The sequence below is a fragment of the Pelomonas lactea genome (assembly GCF_043555885.1).
In the GTDB taxonomy this organism is placed as follows: domain Bacteria; phylum Pseudomonadota; class Gammaproteobacteria; order Burkholderiales; family Burkholderiaceae_C; genus Pelomonas; species Pelomonas lactea.
The window spans coordinates 201,501-223,806 of the sequence record NZ_JBIGHX010000006.1; the positions used below are offsets into that span (position 1 = coordinate 201,501).

Sequence of the window (22,306 nt, forward strand, 5' to 3'; positions counted from 1 at the left end):
GGTGGGGTGCATGACCGCCAATCTACGCAGACGGCGCCGCGGCGGGGAGTAACAAGATGGTCGTGAAACCGGTCAGCGGCAGTGCCAGCCAGCGTCGCGCACGGGTCTGGCCCACGGCACGCACGCGGCCGGCGGCCTCCAGCCCGGCCAGTTCGCGCTGCACCTGGCGCTGGCTGCTGCCCAGTGCCAGGGCGAGTGCCGACGTGGACCACGCCGCGCCGTCTGCCAGCAGCGCCATCAGCTCGCCCGCGTCGCCTTCCGTGGGCGGCGCCAACACAGCCACGTCACGGCCACCCAGCGGCGTCAGCGCGAAGCCGCGCGGCGTGGCGTCGATGTCGGCCAGCCCGCGCAGCAGCGCGCGCAGCCGGCCGATCTCCACGCGCAATCGCGCGCGGTGCGTGTCGTCGGGCTCGCGCAGCCGGAACGCGCGGGCGATCAGCGTGTCGCGCGTCGCGTCGCCCGGCCAGGCCTCGGCCAGAGTGCGCGCCAGCGAGAAGAGGATGGGCCGGCGCGCCAGCGCCAGCCATCGGTCGCCCGCCCGCACGCCGTGGCGGCAGGCGTCCAGTACCAGCGCGCCGGAGTTCATCAGCACCGCCACGTCCGTCAGGCGCAGCGACCGTGCGCTGCCGTCGGCTGCGATGCGGCGCGCGGCGGGCTGTTGCAGCACTGCGCGCGCCTGCGCCACCTCGGCCTGCAGCGCGGGGATGCCGGCGCGCCGGGCCGCCGTGTCGGCCTGGGCCAGCGCGGCCTCGGCGGCGTCGATCTGCAGCGAGCGCAGCGCCAGCTCGGCCCGGGCCAGCGCAGCGACGGCACCGGGCAGTGGCGGCAGGCCGGCCGGGTCCGTGCCCGCCAGCAGCGCGGCGGCCGGCTCCAGCCGCCCCAGCAGCAGCCAGCGTCGCGCGGCGATCAGCCGTGCCTGCAGCGCGTTGCCGTGGTCGCCTCGCGCCGCCAGCACGTCGGCGGCGGCGGCCAGCGCGGCGGGTGGCTCGCCGAAGTCGCGCAGCGCCAGCGCCACCTCGGCCTCGGCGACGACGCAGCGCGCTCGCGCCAGCACCTCGTGCTGGCCAAAGCCGCGCGCGGCGCGGCGCAGCAGCTCGCGCGAGCGCGCCAGCTCGCCCAGCTGCGCCATCGCAATGCCGCGCAGCGCCAGCGCGGGCGGGTCGTCGCGCAGCGCCACGTGCTGGAGCGCGCGCAGCGCGTCACCGGCGGCGAGCGCGCGGGCGGCGGCGGCAATCAGCGAGTCCATCCTCAAAGGCTACCTTGCCGCCGTCACAAGGCTGCGCCACGATGGCCGCGCGCCCGCAGTCCGGGCGTTCGGGAGGACCGCATGTTTCCTTGGATCTGGCTCTGGGCGCCGCAGCTGCGCCTGCCCTTCGGCGGCGACGTGACGCAGGACATCGAGCCGACGCTGCAGGCGTTCTTCCGCGGCATCAAGCCCGCGTCGGGCGATGCGCGCATCGAGGCCCAGGCCTTCGATGTGGCCAGCTACGGCGACCAGCTGGGCGTCATCACGCGGCTGCTGCTCGAATGGGCCGAACGGCTGCCGGCCGATGCGCAGGAAAAATCCAAGCCGCTGGAAGAGCTGCGCGCCATCCATGCGGCCATCGAGGCCATCAAGGGCGTGGAGCGCGTCAGAAGAAGCCGCTGAGGAAGGCCGCGGTCTCTGCCGTCAGGCCCACGATCTTGTCGGTGGCCTGGCGGTAGAGCTTGAAGTTGAGTTCCGTCTGCGGCTGGCCGTCGTTCCATTGCGCGAAAGGCTTGAGCTCGGCGCGGCCAAGACGCCGCTTGGCCAGTGCCGAGCGCTCGACCTTGAGGCTGACCCGCGGCGTCTGCCGCTCGACATCCGCCGCCCGCGGCATCGCCTCGGCGGCGGTCACGACGCCGCATGCCACCAGCCCTGCGCCGCCGGCGTTCTCGCTGGCGAACAGGTAGACCCCATCGCCCACGGCAATGCGTTTGCCGCCGTACATCGTCTTCTGCGCGGTGAAGTCCCAGCGCGGGTCGAGCGGTTCGGCGATGGCCGTCTTGATCGCGTACATGGCGGCCATCATCGCCGCGTCGACAATGTCGGGCGTGACCGACGACCCCGATCCCATGCCGCTGCCGCCGCCGCAGCCCGACTTCGACGCCTGCTGCGGCAACGGCTGCGACCCCTGCATCTTCGACCTGCACGACATGGCCATGGACGAGTACCGCCGCGCGCTGCGGGCGTGGCGGGAGCGGCACCCGGAGGCGCCTTAGTCCAGCGGGTTGCGGCCGCTGGCGGCGCGGTAGCCGCTGCCGTCATGGCGCAGCCGCCACGCACCGTCGACGGTCTTCGGGGCCAGCGTCCCGCTGGCATCTGCCACCGGCCTGCGGCCCTTGAAGTCCACCACCAGGTCGGGCCAGCCGTCGGCGCCGGTCGTCTCGAAATGCCAGCTGCCGGTCACGTCGACGCAGTTGTCGGGCGTGACCGGGTCGTCCTTCTCCGCATCGGCCGGCGGGTCCCCGGCCAGCCAGCGTGCGCACCCGGGCGCGTCCTCCAGCTTGTGCGCGATCTTGAGGTCGGGCGTCAGCGCGCGGGTGCCGTCGGCGTCTAGCGAGAAGACGCGCACCCATTCGCTGCACACGTCCTGCGCACACAGGCCGCTCTGGAACGTCAGCGCCACGCGACCGCCGCCGAGCTGGTGCGCCTTGGCCTGGCCCACCTGGCCGTTGGCCCCCGTCCATGCCAGGGACGGCTTGGAGAAGGTCCGGACCCAGCGGCCGTCACGGCGCTCGAAGCCGTAAACGCCGACATTGACCTGCGTGGCGTTGAACTGCTGCGGCTGGCCGCTGCCGTCGTCTGGCTGGCCGACGACCACCAGCGCGCGGTGCTCGGCGTCCAGCGGGACGGCCATCAGCGGCGACACGAGCAGGCCTTCCTGCGCACCGCCTTGAGCCGCGGGCACCGAGGCCGCGAACGCCGGTGTCGCAGTCCAGCCCGGGAAGACCTGGGCCATCAGCGCGGCCGGTTGGTCGTCGGTGGCACCCGCGGGGACGGAGGCCGCCGCGGCGGGCCGGGTATCGGGACCGGGGGCTGCGGTCCTGTCCTGGCAGCCTGCCAGCCAGGCGGTGGTGATGGTGAGCGAGATCAGGCGAAGGACAAGACGCATCAGGGGCAAGGGGCGTGTGGCTTGGACTCGTTAGCATGGCCGCAATCCCTCGCCGAGCCCATCCCATGTGCCGCAACATCCGCACCCTCTTCAACTTCGAGCCACCGGCCACCGAGGTCGAGATCCGCGACGCGGCGCTGCAGTTCGTGCGCAAGTTGAGCGGCTTCAACGTGCCGTCCAAGGCCAACGCGGCGGCGTTCGATCATGCGGTGGCGGCCATTGCCGACGAGGCCCGCACGCTGATCGCCGCCTTGACGACGACGGCCGAACCCCGGAACCGCGAGATCGAGGCCGCCAAGGCCCGCGCGCGCTCGGCCGAGCGCTTCGCGCGCTGACGCACAATCGCCGCGCCCCGGCTCTGCTGACTCCGCCATGCGCCTGAAGATCGCCCTCGTCATCGTCACCCTGCTGCTGCTCGCCACGGCCTGGCTGGTCTTCGCCTGGCACTGGAGCTACTCGGAGGGCGAGCGCGCCGGCTGGGTGCAGAAGCTCTCGCGCAAGGGCTGGATCTGCAAGACCTGGGAAGGCGAGCAGGCGCTGGTGTCGTTGCCGGGCACGGCCACGGTGGAGAAGTTCCAGTTCACCGTGCACGACGAGGCCACCGCCGCGGCCATCAACAAGGTCATGGGCCGGCGCGTGAACCTGCACTACGAGGAGAAGGTCGGCCTGCCCAGCAGCTGCTTCGGCGAGACGCGCCACTTCGTCACCGGTGTCACGCTGGTGGACGAGATCTCGCTGTCGCCGGGCATCGTCGTGCCGGTGCCGGCGCAGCAGCCGGCGTCGGCGGCCAGCCAGTAAGCCGCGGCGGCCTGGGCCTCAGCGCCCTTCGATATCGCGCAGCAGGCTCATCACCTTGGTGGTGATGATGTCCACCGCCGGCCCGTTGGCGCCGTGCGGCAGGATGACGTCGGCGTTGCGCTTGGTCGGCTCGATGAACTGCTTGTGCATGGGCCGCACGGTTTCCAGGTACTGGTTCACCACCGACTCGGTGCTGCGGCCGCGCTCCGAGATGTCGCGCTGCAGCCGGCGGATGAAGCGCACGTCCGAGGCGGTGTCCACATAGATCTTCAGCGACATCATGTTGCGCAGCTTGGCGTCGTACAGCGCGAACAGGCCCTCGACGACGATGACCGGCGCGGGCTTCACGGTGATGGTGTCGCTGGAGCGGTTGTCGGCCGCGAAGTCATACACCGGCATCGCGATGGCCTCGCCCTTGCGCAGCGCGGCCAGGTGCTGGGCCATCAGCGGCCAGTCGAAGGCGTCCGGGTGGTCGTAGTTCTGCTTGCGGCGGTCCTCCGGCGGCATGTGGGACTGGTCGCGGTAGTAGTCGTCCTGCATCACCACCGCCACCTTGTCCGTGCCGATGGCCGCCAGCACCTGGCGCGTGACGGTCGACTTGCCACTGCCGCTGCCCCCTGCGACACCGATGACGAAAGGCTTGGGATGGGATCTAGGCATGGGAGCGGCGTGAAGGCAGGAGAGAAGCGTGCGAATTTACAAGCTGGCATGCCGCGGGTGGCGGGGGCTTACGGGGGCCTGCGTGATTGAAGGCCGGCCGGCGTTGGTGGGCTGGCCCGCCGTCCCGAACCTGCGCCAAGGCGCTGCCGGGGCCTCGGTAAAATCCAGTTTTGAAATCGAAGCTGGAATAGCAGTGAAACTGGTCAAGGCACAAATCAAGAATTTTAGATCGATGGAGGACAGCGGCGAGTTTGATATCGATCAGATCGCCTGCCTTATTGGCAAGAACGAAGCGGGAAAAAGTGCCTTGCTGCAGGCGCTTGCGGCCTTGAATCCGCATCCGTCGACGCCGTTGAAACTCGACAAGGAGCGAGATTATCCGCGCCGGCATCTGGCGTCCTACGCCGAGCTGCATCCCAAGGACCCCGCCGTCGTCGTCCTGACGGAATGGGAATTCGACGACGGCGAACTGGCCACGCTTGAGGAGATGCTCGGCAAGGCATCCGTCGACCGGCGCGTGCGGGTGCAGCGCCGCTACGGCGAGGACTTCTCTATCGATGCGACCATCGACACCAAGAAGATCATCAAGCACCTGTTCGCGAAGTTCGGCGTCACCGGGGATGACGCGAAGGCCCTTGCTGGCGCCACCACGACGGCGCAGTTGATCGAGGAACTCAATGCTGTGCCCGCCCCCAGCGAGCCGCAGGCCAATCTGCGCGCACATTTGCTGAATGAGGGCACGGCCATCACGCAGGTGCACCGGTTTGTTGCGCAGCACCTGCCGCGGTTCATGTATGTATCGTCATACGACCGGATGGACGGGACCGTGCAATTCCAGCAGCTTCAGGAACTGCAGGATCAAGGCCTTCTGGACCACGAGGAGCACCGCGGCAAGAAACTGTTTGTAGAGTTTCTGCGCTACGCGGGAATCTCGCCGGCGGATTTGCTGCGCCAAACAACTTTCGAAACTCACAACGCCCTCCTGCAGGCCGCCTCGAACAAGATTACCGACCAGATCCTCGAATATTGGACGCAGAGCAGCGACCTGAGCGTGGAGGTCCGGGTCTCGGCCGGCATGGCCGGGGACCCCGCGCCGTTCCAGACGGGCAATGTCGCGCGCGCCCGCATCTACAACGCACTGCACCGGGTCGACACGCCGTTCTCGGAGCGCAGCTCGGGCTTCGTCTGGTTTTTCTCGTTCCTGGTGCGGTTCGCCCAGATCAGGAACGAGGCGGCGCCCGTCATCCTGCTGCTCGACGAGCCCGGGCTCACCTTGCACGGCAAGGCGCAACTGGATCTGCAGCGGTTCTTCCGGGAGCGGCTGGCGCCGCATCACCAGATCATCTTCTCCACGCATTCGCCGTTCATGGTGCCCGCGAACGACCTCGGCAGCGTGCGCGTGCTGCAGGACGCGGTGGAACAGCGCGGCGCCCGGCGCATCCCGCTGGGAACCAAGGTGGTGGGGCATCTGCAGTCGCAGGATGCCGACGCCCTGTTCCCGTTGCGGGCCGCGGTCAGCCCCGCTTGACCGCGCCCGGGCCGGCGCCGAGGCCCGACCGCGCGGCGCGGCGACACTAGCGGCATGTCGCTGTTCCAGCCGTTGGTCTCGCGCTTCGAGCGCCTCGTCGACCCCTACCCCGAACCCGCCGGCCCCGGCCCCGTGGAGGCCCCGCCGTCCACCTTCTTTGCCTTCCTGTGGCGCTGCGCCGATGGCGTGCGGCCGCATCTGCTGACGGTCACGCTGTTCACCGCCGGCATCGCGGCGGCGGAGGCCTGGCTGTTCAGCCTGATGGCCTCGCTGGTGGACTGGCTGGCCACGCAGAAGCCGGCCGAGCTGTGGAGCAAGCCGCAGCCGGTCGTGTGGACGCTGGTGGGCGTGCTGGCGTTGGGCGTGGTGCTGGCCGGCGTGCAGGCGTTGACCAAGTACCAGGGCGTGTTCGGCAACTTCCCGATGCGGCTGCGCTGGATCTTCCACCGCCGCATGCTCGCGCAGAGCCTGGCCTTCTTCGGCGACGAGTTCGCCGGCCGCATCGCCACCAAGGTCATGCAGACAGCGCTGGCGGTGCGCGACACCTGGCTCATCGTCGTCGACATCCTCGTCTACGTGGCCGTGTACTTCGGCACGCTGGTGGCCATCGTGGCCAGCTTCGATGCGTGGCTGATGCTGCCGTTCGCCGTCTGGCTGGGGCTGTACCTGTGCGCGTTGCGCTTCTTCGTGCCGCGGCTGGGCCGCATCGGCAAGGCGCAGGCCGACGCGCGCAGCCTGATGACGGGCCGCATCACCGACGCGTACACCAACATCGCCACCGTCAAGCTGTTCGCCCACGGCCGCCGCGAGGCCGCCTATGCCAAGTCGGCCATGCAGGACTTCATGGTCACGGCCTACGGCCAGATGCGGCTGGTCACCGGCTTCGAGGTCGTCAACGCGGCGCTGTCCGCGCTGCTGGTGGGCAGCACGGCGCTGCTGTCGCTGTGGCTGTGGGGCCAGTCGCTGGTGGGCGTGGGCGCCGTCGCGGCGGCCACGGCCATGGCGATGCGGCTCAATGGCATCTCGCACTGGATCATGTGGGAGATGGCCTCGCTGTTCGAGCACATCGGCACCGTGCAGGACGGCCTCACGACGCTGTCCAGGCCGCAGACGATTGCCGATGCAAGCGGCGCCACCGAGCTGACCGTCCCGCGCGGTGAGGTGCGCTTCGAGAACCTGCGCTTCCACTACCCGAACGGCAAGGTCGTCGTCGACGGGCTGGACCTGACGATCAAGCCGGGCGAGAAGATCGGCCTGGTGGGCCGCAGCGGCGCGGGCAAGAGCACGCTGGTGAACCTGCTGCTGCGCCTGTACGACCTGCCCGAGGGCGGCGGCCGCATCAGCATCGACGGCCAGGACATCGCCCGCGTCACGCAGGACTCGCTGCGCCGCCACATCGGCATGGTCACGCAGGACACGTCGCTGCTGCACCGGTCTGTCGCCGACAACATCCTCTACGGCCGCCCCGACGCGACCCCCGAGGAGCTGGCCCGCGCCACCGAGCGCGCGCATGCCGACGAGTTCATCGCGCAGCTGTCCGACCCCAAGGGCCGCACGGGCCTGGAGGCGTTTGTCGGCGAGCGTGGCGTGAAGCTGTCGGGCGGCCAGCGCCAGCGCATCGCCATCGCCCGCGTGATGCTGAAGGACGCGCCCATCCTGCTGCTGGATGAAGCGACGAGCGCGCTGGACAGCGAGGTCGAGGCGGCCATCCAGCAAAGCCTGTACACGCTGATGGAAGGCAAGACGGTGGTGGCCATCGCGCACCGGCTGTCCACCATCGCCGCACTGGACCGCCTGGTCGTCATGGACGCCGGCCGCATCGTCGAGCAGGGCACGCATGCCGAGCTGCTCGCGAAGAACGGCATCTACGCGCGGCTCTGGGCGCACCAGAGCGGTGGCTTCCTCGGCCTGGAAGACTGACGCGATGCCTGCAGCGGGTGGCCTGATCAAGCTCTTCGAGGAGGACGGCCAGCCGTTGATGGACATGGTGTTCCAGCAGGCGCCGGCCTTCATGGCGGTGCTGCGCGGCCCCACCCATGTCTTCACGATGGCCAACGACAGCTACCTGCGGCTGGTGGGCGGCCGGCCGGTCATCGGCCGCACGGTCGCCGAGGCGCTGCCGGAGGTGCGCGGCCAGGGTTTCCTGGAGCTGCTGGACCAGGTGTTCACGACCGGCGTGGCGTACGAGGCGCGCGATGCCCGCGTGCGGCTGATCCCCAGCGACGGCGGGCCGCCGCAGGAGCGCATGCTGGACTTCGTCTACCAGCCCATGCGCAACCGCAGCGGCGAGGTGACCGGCATCTTCGCCCAGGGCGTGGACGTGACCGAGCGCGCGATCGCGCAGCAGGCCGTGCGCGACAGCAACGAGCGCCTGGCGCTGGCCACCGACGCGGCCGAGATCGGCCTGTGGGACGTGGACCCGGTGCGCGACACGCTGTACTGGCCGCCGCGGCTGCGCGAGATGTTCGGCCTGTTCAGCCCGCGCGAGGTCACGCTGCAGGACTTCATCGCCGGCCTGCACCCGGACGACCGCGAGGCGACGCTGGCCGCGTTCCGGCGCGCGCTGGACCCGGCCGAGCGCGCGCTGTACGACGTGGAGTACCGCACCGTGGGCCTGGAGGACGGCGTGACCCGCTGGGTCGCGGCCAAGGGCCGGGGGCTGTTCGACGAGGCGGGCCGGTGCGTGCGCGTCATCGGCACCGCCATCGACATCACCACCCGCAAGCGCGACCAGGCCGAGCTGCGCCGGCTGAACGCGACGCTGGAGGAGCGCGTGCGGCTGGCGCTGGCCGAGCGCCAGCTGATGGCCGACGTCATCGACAAGAGCGATGCGTCGGTGTGGATCGTCGACACGGAGCTGCGGCTGCTGGCCGTGAACGCGGCCGCGCGGCGGGCCTGGCGCGAGGTCTACGGCGTGGAGCCGGTGCCCGGGCCGCTGGCCGATGCGCTGGCGCTGCTGCCGGATGCGGCCTGGGCGCGGCGCGTCGAGGCGTTGTGGCGCCGTGCCACGCAGGGCGAGACGCTGTCCGAGCTGCGCAAGGTGGTGGACCGGCGCGGCGAGCACCGCGCCTTCGAGATGCACTTCCACCCGCTGAAGGCCGACGACCGTACCGTGGCCGCCTACTTCATGGTGCACGACGTCACCGCACGCGAGCGCGACCACGAGCGGCTGCGCATCGCCGAGGCCGCGCTGAACCAGGCCTACAAGCTGGAGGCCGTGGGCCGGCTGACCGGCGGCATCGCGCATGACTTCAACAACGTGCTGCACGTCGTCAGCACCAGCGTCGACCTGATCGACCGCCTCGCCGACGACCCGCAGCGCGTGCGCCAGCTGGCCGCGTCGGTGCGCCGCTCGGTGCTCAACGGTGCCAAGCTCACCGGGCAGCTGCTGTCGTTCTCGCGCCAGCAGAGCATCGAGTTCACGACGCTGTGCGTGCGCCAGCTGGTGCAGGACGTGGACGAGGTGCTGCGCCGCACCGTCGCGCCGGCCGAGCTGGTGGTGGAGCTGCCGGCCGAGCCGCTGTGGGTCAGTGCCAACGCCACGCAGCTGGAGATGGCGCTGCTGAACCTGGCCGTGAATGCGCGGGATGCCATGCAGGGCCGGGACGGCCGCGTCACGCTGTTCGCCCGTGTGGAGCAGGGCGTCCCCGGGCTGGCGCCGGGGGCCTACGTGTGCCTGGGCCTGCGCGACACCGGCGCCGGCATGCCGCCGGACGTGCTGAAGAAGGCCTTCGAACCCTTCTTCACGACCAAGCCGGTCGGCAAGGGCACGGGGCTGGGGCTGAACCAGGTGTTCGGCATGGCGCAGCAGGGCGGCGGCACGGCCACCATCGACAGCGTGGAGGGCGAGGGCACCACCGTCTGCGTCTATCTGCGCCAGACCGGGCCCGCGGCTGCGCCGGCGCCGGCGGTGCAGCAACAACAACAGCAGCAGCAACAGCAGCCGGCCGGGCGTGTGCGGCTGCTGTGCGTGGACGACGAGGCCGACGTGCGGGCCGCGATGGTGGAGGCGCTGTCCGGCTGGGGCTACGAGGTGCAGGCCGCGCGCGACGGCGAGGCCGCGCTGGCGCTGGTGGAGGGCTGGCAGCCCGACATGCTGCTGCTGGACTACGCGCTGCCCGGCATGACCGGCGCCGAGCTGGCGGCGCGGCTGCGCGCCGGTCAGCCGCAGATCCCGGTGCTGTTCGCCACCGGCTACGCCGACATCCAGTCCATCAACGCGCTGCCGGGGCCGGCGGCCTGTGTGCTGCGCAAGCCCTTCGAGCTGGCGGCGCTGCGCGAGGCGCTGGCGGCGCTGGCGCCGGTGCGCTGACGGGCGACTGTCTTCACCGCGCCTGCAGCCCGGGGCTGGCCGGCATCGCGGCGCCGCGCAGCTGCGCGTCCAGGAAGGCCTGGCTCAGCCGCAGGCCTTCGCCGAGGTCGGACAGCGCCGCCTCCGTCGCGCTGCCGCTGCGCGGGCCGCGCGTGGCGCCGCCGGCCGGTCCCTGCGGGCCTGCGCCGCCCTCGCCGCGGCCCCGGCCGCCCATGCCGCCGCCCATCGGGCCGCGGCGCTGGTCCTGCACATGCCAGCCCTCGGGGGCCAGCGTGCCGGCCAGTGCGGCGTGGTTCACGCCGCCGAGGTTCAGCAGCCAGGCCTGGCCGCCGGCCGGCAGGCTGTCGAAGGCCTGCCGGCGCTCGGCGGGCCGGCGCGCCAGGCCCAGCGGGTCCGCGTCCACATCGCTGGTGACCAGCAGCGTCGCCGCCCCCTCGGCCGGCGCCTGCATGGCCGGCGGGCTGATCGCGACGACGGCCCGCCAGCCGGCGTCGCCGCGGGCGTCCAGCGCCGTCTGCGCCCCGGTCTCGTAGCCCGCCAGCGCCGCGCGGTGCCAGTCGAGCGCCGGCTGCGCCTGCTGCAGCGCGGGCAGCAGCCGGCGCAGTGCGGCCAGCCGTTCGGCACGCAGCGCGTCGCCGTAGTGCAGCAGGCCCAGCTCGCGGAACTCGCCGGTGCGCGCCAGCTCGGAGCGCCAGGCCGCGGCATCGGCCTCCAGCGGCTGCACGGCCAGCACCGTGTAGCCGGCCTGGGCCCAGGCGGCGGCCCAGCGCTGGCCGCTGTCGTGGCCCTGGCCCAGGCCGGGCAGGTAGACGACGACCGGCGTGCCGGCCGGCGCCGTGGCGCTGCGGGTGGCGGTCACGCGCCGGCCCTGCACCTCGAAGCTGGCGAGGGCCAGGTTCAGTTCACGCGTCGCCGTCTCGGCCCAGGGTCGCTGTGGCGGCGGCCCGCTGGAACAGGCGGCGAAGGCAAGGCAGGCCAGCAGCGGCAGCAGCCAGCGGCGGTCGGTGCGGTGAAAGCTCATGGGCCGGACGTTAAACGCGCCATGTCTCCGGTTTGCGTCTGGCCGCTGACCGGGGCGCCGCCGCCGCGGGTAACACCTGCCCGTTGCCGCGTTGACCGGTGCGGGTGGCGGGTGCAACACTGGGGCGCATCAAAACGGGTGCCCAGGGCCGGGCAGGGCTGGGACGCCAGAGCATGCGGGGCCCTTCCATCAACAGGTCAACCAAGCGAGGTCCGGGCGCCGGCTGCTGCAGCTGGACCCTGGGGGTTGTGCTGTGGCTGTGCTGGAGCGCGGTGCTGGCGGTGCCGCCGCAGCAGCCGGCGCCCGCGCAGATCATGCTGCTGGCGTCGTATCACGCCGGCATGGTCTGGAGCGACGATCAGGCGGCGGCCGTCAGTGCGCGGCTGCAGGATGCGGGCGTGCCGGTCGAGCTGCACCGGGACTTCCTCGACGCCAAGCGCGTTGCGCTGACGCCGGCCTATCTGCAGGCCTTCGAGGCCATGCTGCTGCACAAGTACGCCGGGCACCCGCCGCGGCTGATGCTGGCACTGGACGATGACGCGCTGGACCTCGTGCTGCGGCTGCGGCAGCGGCATTTCCCGGGCGTTCCCATCCTGTTCTCCGGCGTGGCGGCGAGCCGCCAGGCCGAGCTGGCGGCGGCGGGGCAGATCTCCGGGGTGTTCGACGATGTCGATCAGGCGCAGAACCTGCGCTTGATGCTGAGCCTGCTGCCCCAGGTCCGGCGGGTGTGGCTGATCCACGACCAGAGCCGCACCGCCGAGGTGCAGCTGGCGGGTCTGGCGGCCATGCAGGGGCTGCCCCGCGGGCTGGAGTTCGTCCATCTGAGCCAGCTCAGCGTGGCGGAGATCCAGGCCCGGCTGCGGCAGCTGAACACCGCCGATCTCGTGCTGGCGCTGCCCTTCAATGTCGACCGCGAGGGGCGGCTGCTGTCGCACGAGGAAGCCGCCGATCTCTGGGCCGCCGCGTCGCAGGCGCCCGTGGTGGTGAGCCGGGACGTCAGCATGCGCCCGGGCGTGCTGGGTGGGCTGCTGATGACGGGGCGCGAGCAGGGCAACCAGCTGGGCCGGCTGGCCGTGCAGGCGCTGCAGGGCCGGGCCCTGGAGGCCATGCCCATGCAGGCGGGCCGGGGCGTGCCCACCTTCGATGCCCGGCAGCTGCGTCGCTGGAAGCTGAGCGACGCAGACCTGCCGGCGCAAGCCGTGCTGCTCAACCGCGAGCCCGACGCCTGGACCGCCCTGCGCGAGTACGGCGGCTGGCTGGCCAGCCTGTTTGGCAGCCTGCTGGTCATCATCTTCCTGCTGGTGCGCGACCTGCGGGCGCGCAAGCGGGCCAACGAGGCCTTGAGCCAGAGCACCAGCAACTACACGGCGCTGTTCAACAGCAGCAACGACTCCATCCTGGTCCGCGACGGTGCCGACCTGCGGCTGCTGGAGGCCAACCCGCGCTTCCTCAGCCTGTTCGGCTACGCGGCCGACGAGGTCCGGGCGCTGGCGCCGGGTGAGCTCTGCTCCGGCGTGCCGCCGTACACCGCCGGCGAGATCGAGCGGCGCCTGCAGCTGGCCAAGACCGAAGGCACGCAGACCTTTGCCTGGCAGTCCCGGCGCAAGGACGGCAGCCTGTTCTGGTCGGAGGTGTCGATCAGCTGCTACCGCCGCGGCGAGCAGCTGCGCCTGGTGTCGACGACGCGCGACGTCACCGAGCGCAAGCTGCTGGAGACCCAGTCCCAGGCGTTCCAGAACCTCATCACGCAGATGTTCCAGAACCTGCCGGTGGCGGTCCTGGCCGTCGATACGCAGCATCGCGTCACGTTCTGGAATGCCGAGATGGAGCGGCTCACCGGGCGGTCGGCCGAGGAGATGGTCGGCAGCACGGAGGTGTGGCAGGGCGTGTACAACCAGCCGCGCCCGGTGCTGGTCGACGCCGTGCTGGAGGGCTGGGATGCCGCCGCGCTGGCCAGGCTGTACACCAGCGAGGTGCATGCCAGCGAGCTGGTGCCCGGGGCGCTCGAAAGCGAGGGGCTGTTCGCGGCCACCGACCGCCGGCCCGAACGCTGGCTGCGCTTCTGTGCGGCGCCCCTGCGCGATGCCGACGGCCGGCTGCTGGGGGGTATCGAATCCATCATCGACTTCACGCGGCTCAAGCAGGCGCAGTTCGAGCTGGAGCAGCTCAACGAGGAGCTGGAGCAGCGCGTGGACGCGCGCAGCCGCGAGCTCAAGCTGGCCATGGGCCAGCTGCTGCAGTCCGAGAAGCTGGCCGCGCTGGGAAGCCTGGTGGCCGGCGTGGCGCACGAGCTGAACACGCCGATCGGCAACGCGGTGTCCAGCGCCTCCACGCTGACCGCGGTGGCCCGAGAACTGGGCGCCGACCTGCAATCCGGCGCCGCGCGGCGCTCCGAGGTGCTGGCCAAGATCGAGCGGTTGCGCGAGGCAGGCGAGCTGACGCAACGCAACGCCGAGCGGGCCGCCAAGCTGATCAGCGAGTTCAAGCTGGTGGCGGTGGACCAGACCAGCATGCGACGGCGCGAGTTCGACCTGCTGGACCTGGCGCGGGACACGCTGGCGATGCTGGCACCCACGCTGCGCGGCACGGGCTGCCGCACGGTGCTCGACATCCCGCCCGGCATCGTCATGGACAGCTACCCCGGCGCGCTGGAGCAGATCATCACCAACCTCGCCGGCAACGCGGTGCTGCATGGGTTCGCCAGCGTCGATGCCGGCACGCTGCGCCTGAGCGCCCATGTCGACGCCGAGACCGTCGTGCTGCAGGTGAGCGACGACGGGCGGGGCATGGACGCCGAGACCAGCCGGCATGTGTTCGAGCCCTTCTTCACGACGGCCATGGGCCGGGGCGGCAGCGGCCTGGGTCTGTACGTGGTCTACAACCTGGCCACCGGCGCGCTGGGCGGCAGCATCAAGCTCTTCACCGCTCCCGGGGAGGGCAGCTGCTTCGAGCTGCGCCTGCCGCAGCGCGCGCGCGCCGTGCCGCAGGCCGGCATGCCGGCCTGATCAACGCCGCCGGCGCCAGGCCAGCAGGGCCGCGCCACTGAGCAGCAGCGCCCAGCTGGACGGCTCGGGCACGGCCGCGGTGTTGAAGTCGCTGAGCACCAGGCCCTGGCCGTTGCCGTAGTGCACGAGGAAGCTGCCTGTGCCGTCGGCCATCGGCAGCCGCCCGCCATCGGCCACATTGGCGAACTGGCCGAACAGCCCGCCGCCGGCCTGGATGAGCTCGAAGCGCTGCCCCGCCGCGGCCGTGAAGCCGTTGATGAAGCTGAGCTGCAGCACCGTGTCGCCACCCAGGTCCACGCTGCCGTCCACGTTCAGCGCGTCGTGGCCGCTGCCGCGCAGCAGCCCGCCCAGCTCCAGGCTCAGCAGCGCGCCGCCGCTGAAGCTCAGGTCGCCGCGCACGCTGAACAGGCCCGCGCTCTCGCCCGGCGCCAGCGTGGCGGCCCGCACGGCCAGGCGCTCCACCTCGCCGTGGCCGCCCAGCGTGCCCTGCTCCACCGTCGTGAGGCCCGTGTAGCCCTGCACGCCGTTGACCACCAGCGTGCCCTCGCCGGTCTTCAGCAGGCCCAGGCCCGACCGCAGCTCGCCGATGCTGCCGGCCAGCACCAGCGTGTGGCCGTTGGTGTCGATGAAGCCGGCGGTGTCGCCGGACTCGCCGTCCAGCAGCACGGTGCGCGTGGCCGCCAGCGTCAGCGAGTCCCAGGCGCGCAGGCCACCCTGGGCCACGCGCGTGCTCTCGCCGTCGAAGAAGCGCTTGCCCAGCACGAGCTGGTTGCCCGCCGCGCCCAGCGAGCCGTCGGCCGTGATGCCCAGCACCGCGCTGCCGAAGCCTTCCGGGTCGCCCAGCTGCAGGTCGCCGGTGAAGCTGTTGTCGCGCGCGGCCAGGCGCACGTCGTACTTCTCGCCGCTGCCGGGCAGGCTGCCGCCCTGGATGCGCAGCACCAGCGGCCCGGTCAGCGTGCGCTCGATGACGACGGACTGGCCGCCGGCCACGAAGCCGGCGCCGCCCGCGCCGATCTGCAGGTGGGCGGCGTTGCCGATGACGAGCGGCCCGGCGAGGCGGTTGCTGGCTTCCAGCGAGCCGTTGTCCAGGCGGATCAGGTTGCCGACCGCGCCCAACGCGTCGACATGGCCGACGGTGAGCCGGCTGCCGTTCGTGACGGCGATGCTGCCGCTGAAGCTGTTGGCGCCGTTCAGCGTGACGGCGGCGGGCGAGAACCCGGCTCGGCCGACGACGAGGCTGCCCTGGCCGGTGAGTGCGCCGTCCAGCGCGCCGAACAGCGGGCTGAGCCGGCCGCCGGCACCGAGGTCCACCGCGCTGCTGGCGGCGCTGTTCAGCGACGTCACCGTCAGCGCGTGGCCGCCCAGCGCCAGCTGCGCGCCGGCCGCCACGTCCACCAGGCTGCGCGCGCCCGGCGCCTCGTCCACGCCCAGCGCCAGCCGGCCCTGCAGCACGCTGACGAGGTTGTCGCCGCCGGTGCCGGTGTTGGCGGTGTTCAGCGTCCAGGTGCCAGCGCCGGCCTTGGTCATGCCGCGCCCGTTGATGGGCTGGTTGAACACGACGTCGAAGCCGGCCGTGTCCACCGTCATGTCGCGGAAGCTCGTGCTGCGCGTGGCGGCGATGTCCAGGTTGCCGGCCGCCACCAGCGTGCCGGGCAGCGAGAAGAAGCCGCTGGCGCGGCCGATGTTGAGCACGCCGCCGGCGGCGCCCAGCCGGGCGTCGCTGTCGATGACGAGCACCGCCGCCTGGCCGCTCGCCTGCCCGGCCAGCGCCACGCCGCCGGTGTGGCTGGCGCTGCCGGCCAGCACGTAGCGCGCGCCGCCGCCGAGGTTGAGCCGGCCATCGCCCGTGATGGCGCTGGTGACCGTGTGCTCGCCGCTGGCGCTGAGGTGGGCGGCGTTGCCCGCGAGCGTCAGCGGGCGGCTCAGGTCGTAGCCGTCGGGCAGCGCCAGGCCGCCGCTGAGCGTGATGCGCTGGCCCGCCGCGCCCAGGTTGCCGTCGTGGTTGAAGCGCAGCGTCGTCGTGTTGGGCTGGCCGGCCGCGTTGACCGTGCCGTCGTTGAACACGCCCAGGCCGCCTGCGAACGTGTTGTTGCCCGTGGCGGTGATGACGCCGCCGATGAAGCTGATGCCGCCGTCGCCGCTGATGTTGCTGCTGACGGTGTTCGTGCCGCCGCCCAGCTCCAGCAGGCCCGTGCCGCCGGTGGTGACGATGTTGCGCGCGAGCCCGAAGCCGTCGCGCAGCACCAGCCGGCCGCCGCCGTCGAACTGCAGCACGGGGCTGGCGCTGCCCAGATAGCCCTCGCGGCCCAGGCTCAGCGTGCCCTCGCCGCGCAGCGTGATCTGGCCCGTGAAGCTCAGCGGGGTGACGGTGCCCAGGTTGAGCGTGCCGCGGCGCACGTCGAGGTCGCGCTGGCCGGTCAGCGCGCCCGTGATCGTGAGCTGGCCGAAGCCGTCGTCGAAGTCCACCAGCACGCGGCCGTTGCCGGCCACGCTGCCCACGGTGGCCGTGCCGCCGGCGCCCAGCGCCGCCAGTTCGCCCGCCCCGCTGACGGCGCCGACATTGACCTTCCCGCCGGCCGGCCGCAGCACCAGCCGGCCGGCACCGATGACGTTGCTGACGTTGACGCTGTTGTTCGCGCCGCCGGTGCGGACCGTCAGCGCCTGGCCGGCGCGGTCGACCGGGCCGTTGACGATGAAGCGCACCGGCGCGGCGCCGCTGCCGCCCAGCGCCATGATCTCGGCGCTGTCGGTCAGCGTGACGGCACCGCCGACGCTGGCGCCGGGCACCATGCCGAAGACGGTGGCGACGTCCGCGGCGCTGCTGCTGAGGCGGCCGCCCAGCGCGACGGGCCGGGTCAGCGAGGTCGCGACGTTGGCGCTGACGAATTGCAGCTCGCCGCCCTGCGCCAGCTGGATGCCGCTGCTGCCCGCCAGCGCGCCGCCGGCAATGCCCAGCGTGGCGCCCGCCGCGATGGTGGTGGCGCCGCTGAAGCTGTTGTTGCCGCTCAACACCGCGCGGCCGCCCGCCACGGCGAGGCCGCCGCTGCCGCTGAGGTCGCCGTTCAGGAACAGCTGGCTGCCCAGAGCGGGGCCGCCGGTGACTTGCAGCGTGCTGTCCAGCACCAGGTCGTTGTCGACATGCCCGTGGCCGGCGTTGGACAGCATGCGCAGGTAGGCGCCCGCACCCTGGAAGCGCAGCGCGTTGCCTTCCAGCAGCGGCGCCGGCGCGTTGGCGCCCAGCGTCAGGCCCAGCAGCGTGAAGCCGCCCGCGATGTCGTTGAACGTGGCCGGGCGTGCGGCGCTGTCCAGCAGCAGCTCGCCACCGGCCACGGGCAGGCCGCCCACCCAGTTGGCGGCGTCGCTCCAGTTGGCGCTGGCGGTGCCGGTGAAGGTATGCACGGCCGCGCCGCCAGGCGTGGGCAGCAGGCCGATCAGCGCGAGGGCGGCCGGGAGGGCGCGCAGAGTGAGGCGGTGCTTCATGGTCAGGTCCTTGCGAAGAGGCGGCGCCGGGCCAGCAGGCCCAGGCCGGCGGCCATCAGAGCCCAGCTGCCGGGCTCGGGCACCGGCGCCATGGCGCCGTACTGGATGTGGTCGACCTCGATGCCGCCGGCGCTGTTGCTGATGGTGATGGACCGGATGCCGCCGGCGAACTGCACGCCGAAGAAGCGGTCCTCGCCCGTGGTGGCGCTGACGCTGCCGTCGGCAAAGTCGCTGCGGGTCACGCTGCCCAGGCTCTGGCCGTCGGTACCCACGGCACTGAACGTGACGCTGCCGGCGCCGTCCGTCCACACCAGGCCGAAGGCGGTGGGCGCGGGCCCGCTGCCGACGAAGGTGAAGGTCACGCCGGCGGCGCCGTTGTCGTGGAACCAGCTCACGCAGCGGCCGTTGGTCTGCGGCCCGCAGGTGCCGTCGATGACGCCGTCGTCGGCATCCACGGCATCCCGCGTGCCGGCAAAAGTGTCGAAGATCACGCGGCCGTTGGTGCCGGTCAGGGTCGGGGCCAACACGCTGTCTTCCAGCGTCTCCAGCAGCACCGGGGCGCCGCTGCCGTAGAAGCCCACGGGGATGTCGGCGCTGGAGAGGTAGGCCGTGGTCGGCGTGACGAACACGGCGGAGGTGGCCGTGGCGGCCAGGGCCGGCAGGGCGCTGGCCGCTGCGGTGGCGGCGATCAGGCGTGCGATGCGTGCTTGACGTTTCATATGAGAACTCCCTGATGGATGGATGTGGATGACGGGAACGAGGTGTCAGGCGGCCTGCGGGCCGGTGCGGCGGTGGGCGCTGCGGGCGCGCAGGCCCACGCCGAACAGGCCGGCCAGCAGCAGCGCCCAGTTGGCCGGTTCGGGCACGGCGGTGACGCTCACGACACCGTCCACGTACAGCCGCGACACGTCCAGCCGCGTGCCGGCGGCCAGCTGCAGGCCGCTGCTGTCGATGCTGCCGAACTGGCCTTGCAGCGTGCCCCAGTCGAACAGGTCGAAGCTCTGGCCGGCCTGGCCGGTGAAGCCCGCCCAGGACACGATTTGCAGCGTGCCGCCCAGCGTCAGCGTGCCGGCCACGCGGTAGTGGTCGTGCCCGGTGCCCAGCGTGGTGCCGCCGATCTCGGCGAGGTAGACGTTGCCCACACCGAAGCTCACGTTGCCGGCGTCCTCGCCCAGGCCGGGCGAGTTGCCCACGCTCAGGCCGCCCTCGAAGTACTTGTGGCCCGTGCCGGTCAGCAGCGCGCCGTTGCGCTGCGAGACGGCACCGAAGAACACGGCGGTGGCGCCGGCCGAGGTGCGCAGCTCGCTGCCGGCCTGCAGCTCCACGGCGTCGTAAAAGGTGGTGCTGCCGTTGCCGGAGAGGATGACCTGCCCGCCCTTCTGGTTCACCACGGCGCCGAACAGGTCGCTGTCGCCGGAGGTCACCAGCACCTGGCCGGCGTTGGTCAGGCCCTTGCTCACCGTCATGCGGGCGTCGCCCAGCAGCAGCCGCGCACCGGCGGCGTTGGTCCAGGCGCCTTCGGCCAGGGTGGTCGAGCGGTTCAGGTCGATGACGCCGCCGTTGCCGTTGAGCAGCGTGCCGGCCAGCTCCAGCCGGCCCTGGTTGATCTCGAAGGTGCCCAGGTTGCGGTGGCTGGCGCCGCGCAGCTGCAGGGTTTCGCCGGGCTGCACCAGCACGCGGCCGCTGGCCTGGTTGAGCAGGTCGGCGGCCAGGCCGGCACCGGTGCGCGGGCCACCCGCCACGCCGCGCAGCAGGCCGGCGTTGCTGAGGCTGGCGCTCATCACCAGCGGGTCGGCCTGCACCGTGCCCTGGTTGATGACCAGGCGCGAGAAGCTGCCCGTGCCGCTGAGCAGGCCGCGCGGGCCGATCACCACAGGGTCGGCGGCGTCGATGCTGCCGCCGACCATCTGCAGCGTCACCAGGCCGGTGCCGGTGCCCACCTGCAGGGACTTCAGCGTCACGGCGCCGGTGGGGCCGGTGACGTCGAGGCGGCTGGTGGTGTCCAGCACCACGTCGTGCACGTCGGCGGGGGCCAGGCCCAGCGTCCAGCGGGCGCTGTCGTCCCAGCTGCCGCCGGTGCTGCTGCGCCAGCGCAGCGTGGGCGTGAACAGGGACACGTTGTCCTTGCCCTTGGTCAGCTCCGCCTGGTAGGCCACCTGGCCCTTGTCGTTGATGGTCGCGTCACCCAGGCTCAGCACCACGTTGCTCAGGCCCACGGCGTCACCGGTGCGGGCCACCAGCACCTGCTCGATGCCATCGGTCAGCACCAGGGCATGGTCATTGCTGGCCGTGATGCCGCTGCCCAGCAGTTGGGCCTGCATCAGCACCTGCCCGCCGCCAGCCAGCGCCTTGAAGCTCAGGCTGCCCAGCGTCAGGCCCTGCAGGCCCGCGGCCGTGCTGGCCTGGCCGCCGCGGGCCAGCACGGTCTGGTCGCGCCACAGTGCATCTCGGGGCTCGGCCTGGCTGAGGAGCTGGCCGCTGTAGATGACCGCGCCGTCGCGGGTCGTGCCATGCAGCAGGGGGTTGCCCAGCTTCAGGGCTTGCCCGTCCACCGTGACGGTGCTGCCGGACAGCGCCACCAGGCTGGTGTCGCGCCAGATCGAGAGCCGGGACTCCGTTGGTCCGCCCGACGTCACCCGGGCGCTGTACGCCACCTGGCCGTTGTCGGCCAGGCTCAACCCGTTGAAGGTCATGAAGCGCTGCCCTTCGCCGGCCGCCGCGGCGCTGCCGCCGGCGCGGGCCAGCAGGGTCTGGCCGCGCCACACGCCCTCCTGCGACACGAAGCCGGAGTTGGCGTCGGTGAAGCGATGGTTGGTGTCGTCATGGCGGCCGATGAAGGCCAGCTCGCCGGCGGCATTGCTGTCTGCCTGCAGGAACGCCGTGAAGCTGCCAGCCAGCCCAGGCGCCGCCTCGCCGCCCAGCCGCAGCAGGCTGCCGTCCCGCCACAGGCTGGCCAGGGGGCGGTCGGCAGGCTGGCCGGTGCTTTGCAGCGCCGCGGCGTACAGCAGCGCGCCGCTGCGGCTGCGCCAGGTGCTGTCGATGCGGGTCAGCTGCCCGTTCACCGCGCGGCCGGAGGCGTCCTTGCCGATGGGCGAGCCGGTGCGCGCCAGCAGCCGGGTGCCGGTCCACAGCCCCACCTCGTTGCCCAGCACCGCGCTCGGGCCAGTGATGAAGCCCATGAAGCTGCCGCCACCCAGTGGGTTGAACCCCGTCAGCGTCTGGCCCTTGGCCAGACCGGTGACCGCGGCACCTTCCCGGGCAACCAGCGTGCTGCGCTGCCAGTAGGCTGCATCGTTGCCGGTGGCGACCGCCTTGCCGGCCAACTGGCTCATGAAGCCGAGTGCACCGTCATCACCCAGCGTGATCGGCCCTTGCACCCGGCTGAGCGTGGTGCCGGCCTCCAGGCCGCTGAGGCTGTCGCCGGTGGTGAAGACGACGGTGGTGCGGCCGGCCGGTGCGGCCAGGGCGGTGGGGCCGGCCAGCAGCAGGCCGGCCAGCGTGAGGGTTGTCAGGCGCAGGCGCGCCGCCAGGGTGTGCGACATGGGCGTTCGACCTCAGGCGTTGCGGCTTGCCTTGCGGCGCGACTGCAGCGCCACGCCCACCAGGCCCGCGGCCAGCAGCGCCCAGCTTTCGGGCTCGGGCACCGCGGCAGCGGCGAGGTAGATGCCGTCCGCCCCGTAGGCCTCGTCGAAGCCGCTGAACGTCAGCTGCACCTGCGTGAAGGGCTGGCTCTGCGACAGGCCGATGAACTGCGTGGCGCCGCTGGGCAGCACATCCGGCAGGCTCAGCACCGCGACGCCCGATGCATAGGTGCCGGCGTTGGTGGTCAGGCGCAGCGCGCCGGCGCGCACGGCGCTGTCACCGATGTCGGAACTGGTGAAGCCGAATGCGGTCACCGGCCGGGAGAAGGTGAAGGTCAGCGTGCCGGGCGTGGTGCCCGGGGCATAGACCAGCACGTAGTGGCTGCCGTCCGAGGCCGTCGTGTCGAAGCCGGGTTGCGGCGTGTTCGGGCTCGTCTGCACCGCCAGGCCGGGCAGGCTGACCGACAGGCTCACCAGCGGCGTGACGACCGGCGCCGTGCCCAGCGGCGTGCCGTCCAGCGTCTCGAAGCTTTCCATCGTCAGCCCGGGCACGGCGGCCAGGAAGCTGGCTTCACTGCTGAAGGTCTGGTCGGCGGCCTGGGCGCCGGTGCCGGCCGTCAGTGCGGCGGCCAGGGCCAGGCCCCGCAGGGGGGAATGAGGGGTGGGATTGCGCATGGATGTCTTCCTTGGGGCCCGTTCGGGCATCCAGGGTCATCCTGCCGGGCCACCGTCTCAGGGGCGTCTCAGCCGCTTCTCCCGGCGCGGCAGGCGCGGCGGCATCACCCCC

At 72.1% G+C, this 22,306-nt stretch carries 17 protein-coding genes; 8 read left to right on the plus strand and 9 right to left on the minus strand.

The annotated features are described in order from the left end of the window. Positions 1 to 22 precede the first annotated feature (22 nt). Entirely contained in the window at positions 23 to 1,246 is a 1,224-nt protein-coding gene (locus tag ACG04Q_RS17720) for a helix-turn-helix domain-containing protein (RefSeq protein ID WP_394512432.1), read from the minus strand. An 81-nt stretch (positions 1,247 to 1,327) separates the two neighbouring features. Between ACG04Q_RS17720 and ACG04Q_RS17725 the strand changes: the two genes are divergently transcribed. After that, entirely contained in the window at positions 1,328 to 1,648 is a 321-nt protein-coding gene (locus ACG04Q_RS17725; RefSeq protein ID WP_394512433.1) for a hypothetical protein, read from the plus strand. Here ACG04Q_RS17725 and ACG04Q_RS17730 read toward each other — a convergent pair. Beyond that, a complete protein-coding gene (locus tag ACG04Q_RS17730) occupies positions 1,632 to 2,039 on the minus strand; it encodes a hypothetical protein (RefSeq protein ID WP_394512434.1) in 408 nt (135 codons plus the stop codon). The two genes, ACG04Q_RS17725 and ACG04Q_RS17730, sit on opposite strands and share 17 nt — an antisense overlap. Between ACG04Q_RS17730 and ACG04Q_RS17735 the strand changes: the two genes are divergently transcribed. Next, on the plus strand, positions 2,038 to 2,241 hold the full coding sequence (locus ACG04Q_RS17735) for an oxidoreductase-like domain-containing protein (RefSeq protein ID WP_394512435.1): 204 nt from the start codon (positions 2,038 to 2,040) through the stop codon (positions 2,239 to 2,241). The two genes, ACG04Q_RS17730 and ACG04Q_RS17735, sit on opposite strands and share 2 nt — an antisense overlap. Here ACG04Q_RS17735 and ACG04Q_RS17740 read toward each other — a convergent pair. Next, entirely contained in the window at positions 2,238 to 3,134 is an 897-nt protein-coding gene (locus tag ACG04Q_RS17740; protein WP_394512436.1) for a hypothetical protein, read from the minus strand. The genes ACG04Q_RS17735 and ACG04Q_RS17740 overlap by 4 nt on opposite strands. A 65-nt stretch (positions 3,135 to 3,199) precedes the next feature. Between ACG04Q_RS17740 and ACG04Q_RS17745 the strand changes: the two genes are divergently transcribed. Then, a complete protein-coding gene (locus ACG04Q_RS17745; RefSeq protein ID WP_394512437.1) occupies positions 3,200 to 3,469 on the plus strand; it encodes a DUF2277 domain-containing protein in 270 nt (89 codons plus the stop codon). Positions 3,470 to 3,506: 37 nt separating this feature from the next. Then, on the plus strand, positions 3,507 to 3,932 hold the full coding sequence (locus ACG04Q_RS17750; RefSeq protein WP_394512438.1) for a hypothetical protein: 426 nt from the start codon (positions 3,507 to 3,509) through the stop codon (positions 3,930 to 3,932). Between the two features lie 18 nt (positions 3,933 to 3,950). Here ACG04Q_RS17750 and udk read toward each other — a convergent pair whose 3' ends face one another. Beyond that, positions 3,951 to 4,592, minus strand: coding sequence for a uridine kinase (gene udk / locus ACG04Q_RS17755; protein ID WP_394512439.1), 642 nt, complete (start codon positions 4,590 to 4,592; stop codon positions 3,951 to 3,953). A gap of 28 nt (positions 4,593 to 4,620) precedes the next feature. Here udk and ACG04Q_RS17760 point away from each other — a divergent pair, with 28 nt between their 5' ends. Genes ACG04Q_RS17760 through ACG04Q_RS17770 form a run of 3 tightly spaced genes read left to right on the plus strand, consistent with a single transcriptional unit; the run spans position 4,621 to position 10,432 of the window. Beyond that, on the plus strand, positions 4,621 to 6,120 hold the full coding sequence (locus ACG04Q_RS17760; RefSeq protein ID WP_394512440.1) for an AAA family ATPase: 1,500 nt from the start codon (positions 4,621 to 4,623) through the stop codon (positions 6,118 to 6,120). Positions 6,121 to 6,174: 54 nt separating this feature from the next. Continuing rightward, on the plus strand, positions 6,175 to 8,040 hold the full coding sequence (locus ACG04Q_RS17765) for an ABC transporter ATP-binding protein (protein WP_394512441.1): 1,866 nt from the start codon (positions 6,175 to 6,177) through the stop codon (positions 8,038 to 8,040). Positions 8,041 to 8,044: 4 nt separating this feature from the next. After that, positions 8,045 to 10,432 (plus strand): PAS domain-containing protein, encoded by a 2,388-nt coding sequence (locus ACG04Q_RS17770; protein ID WP_394512443.1) that lies wholly within the window; start codon positions 8,045 to 8,047, stop codon positions 10,430 to 10,432. Between the two features lie 13 nt (positions 10,433 to 10,445). Here the strand turns inward: ACG04Q_RS17770 and ACG04Q_RS17775 are convergent, their stop codons facing one another. Then, positions 10,446 to 11,453, minus strand: a complete 1,008-nt coding sequence (locus ACG04Q_RS17775) for an alpha/beta hydrolase (RefSeq protein ID WP_394512444.1) — start codon at positions 11,451 to 11,453, stop codon at positions 10,446 to 10,448. 248 nt (positions 11,454 to 11,701) lie between these two features. Here ACG04Q_RS17775 and ACG04Q_RS17780 point away from each other — a divergent pair, with 248 nt between their 5' ends. Then, complete coding sequence (locus tag ACG04Q_RS17780; RefSeq protein ID WP_394512445.1) at positions 11,702 to 14,458, plus strand: sensor histidine kinase; 2,757 nt, start codon at positions 11,702 to 11,704, stop codon at positions 14,456 to 14,458. On the opposite strand, the gene ACG04Q_RS17785 is transcribed toward ACG04Q_RS17780, so the two are convergent. From ACG04Q_RS17785 to ACG04Q_RS17800, 4 genes are read right to left on the minus strand one after another with little or no spacing between them, the layout of a single operon-like run. Beyond that, positions 14,459 to 17,938 carry a beta strand repeat-containing protein gene (locus ACG04Q_RS17785; RefSeq protein WP_394512446.1) on the minus strand — a complete coding sequence of 1,160 codons (3,480 nt, stop codon included), beginning with the start codon at positions 17,936 to 17,938 and terminating at the stop codon, positions 14,459 to 14,461. Between the two features lie 2 nt (positions 17,939 to 17,940). After that, the gene (locus ACG04Q_RS17790) at positions 17,941 to 18,657 is read right to left on the minus strand and encodes a PEP-CTERM sorting domain-containing protein (RefSeq protein ID WP_394512448.1); all 717 of its coding nucleotides are present in this window, start codon (positions 18,655 to 18,657) and stop codon (positions 17,941 to 17,943) included. 45 nt (positions 18,658 to 18,702) lie between these two features. Beyond that, the gene (locus ACG04Q_RS17795) at positions 18,703 to 21,480 is read right to left on the minus strand and encodes a DUF7453 family protein (RefSeq protein ID WP_394512449.1); all 2,778 of its coding nucleotides are present in this window, start codon (positions 21,478 to 21,480) and stop codon (positions 18,703 to 18,705) included. A gap of 12 nt (positions 21,481 to 21,492) precedes the next feature. Then, positions 21,493 to 22,194, minus strand: a complete 702-nt coding sequence (locus tag ACG04Q_RS17800) for a PEP-CTERM sorting domain-containing protein (protein WP_394512450.1) — start codon at positions 22,192 to 22,194, stop codon at positions 21,493 to 21,495. Positions 22,195 to 22,306: the final 112 nt, after the last annotated feature.

What these genes read in the sequence shown, in the direction of transcription:
- ACG04Q_RS17720 (WP_394512432.1), bottom strand. Translation starts at nt 1,246, where the DNA reads ATGGACTCGCTGATTGCCGCCGCCGCCCGCGCGCTCGCCGCCGGTGAC.
- ACG04Q_RS17725 (WP_394512433.1), top strand. Translation starts at nt 1,328, where the DNA reads ATGTTTCCTTGGATCTGGCTCTGGGCGCCGCAGCTGCGCCTGCCCTTC.
- ACG04Q_RS17735 (WP_394512435.1), top strand. Translation starts at nt 2,038, where the DNA reads ATGGCGGCCATCATCGCCGCGTCGACAATGTCGGGCGTGACCGACGAC.
- ACG04Q_RS17730 (WP_394512434.1), bottom strand. Translation starts at nt 2,039, where the DNA reads ATGTACGCGATCAAGACGGCCATCGCCGAACCGCTCGACCCGCGCTGG.
- ACG04Q_RS17740 (WP_394512436.1), bottom strand. Translation starts at nt 3,134, where the DNA reads ATGCGTCTTGTCCTTCGCCTGATCTCGCTCACCATCACCACCGCCTGG.
- ACG04Q_RS17745 (WP_394512437.1), top strand. Translation starts at nt 3,200, where the DNA reads ATGTGCCGCAACATCCGCACCCTCTTCAACTTCGAGCCACCGGCCACC.
- ACG04Q_RS17750 (WP_394512438.1), top strand. Translation starts at nt 3,507, where the DNA reads ATGCGCCTGAAGATCGCCCTCGTCATCGTCACCCTGCTGCTGCTCGCC.
- udk (WP_394512439.1), bottom strand. Translation starts at nt 4,592, where the DNA reads ATGCCTAGATCCCATCCCAAGCCTTTCGTCATCGGTGTCGCAGGGGGC.
- ACG04Q_RS17765 (WP_394512441.1), top strand. Translation starts at nt 6,175, where the DNA reads ATGTCGCTGTTCCAGCCGTTGGTCTCGCGCTTCGAGCGCCTCGTCGAC.
- ACG04Q_RS17770 (WP_394512443.1), top strand. Translation starts at nt 8,045, where the DNA reads ATGCCTGCAGCGGGTGGCCTGATCAAGCTCTTCGAGGAGGACGGCCAG.
- ACG04Q_RS17775 (WP_394512444.1), bottom strand. Translation starts at nt 11,453, where the DNA reads ATGAGCTTTCACCGCACCGACCGCCGCTGGCTGCTGCCGCTGCTGGCC.
- ACG04Q_RS17785 (WP_394512446.1), bottom strand. Translation starts at nt 17,938, where the DNA reads ATGAAGCACCGCCTCACTCTGCGCGCCCTCCCGGCCGCCCTCGCGCTG.
- ACG04Q_RS17790 (WP_394512448.1), bottom strand. Translation starts at nt 18,657, where the DNA reads ATGAAACGTCAAGCACGCATCGCACGCCTGATCGCCGCCACCGCAGCG.
- ACG04Q_RS17795 (WP_394512449.1), bottom strand. Translation starts at nt 21,480, where the DNA reads ATGTCGCACACCCTGGCGGCGCGCCTGCGCCTGACAACCCTCACGCTG.
- ACG04Q_RS17800 (WP_394512450.1), bottom strand. Translation starts at nt 22,194, where the DNA reads ATGCGCAATCCCACCCCTCATTCCCCCCTGCGGGGCCTGGCCCTGGCC.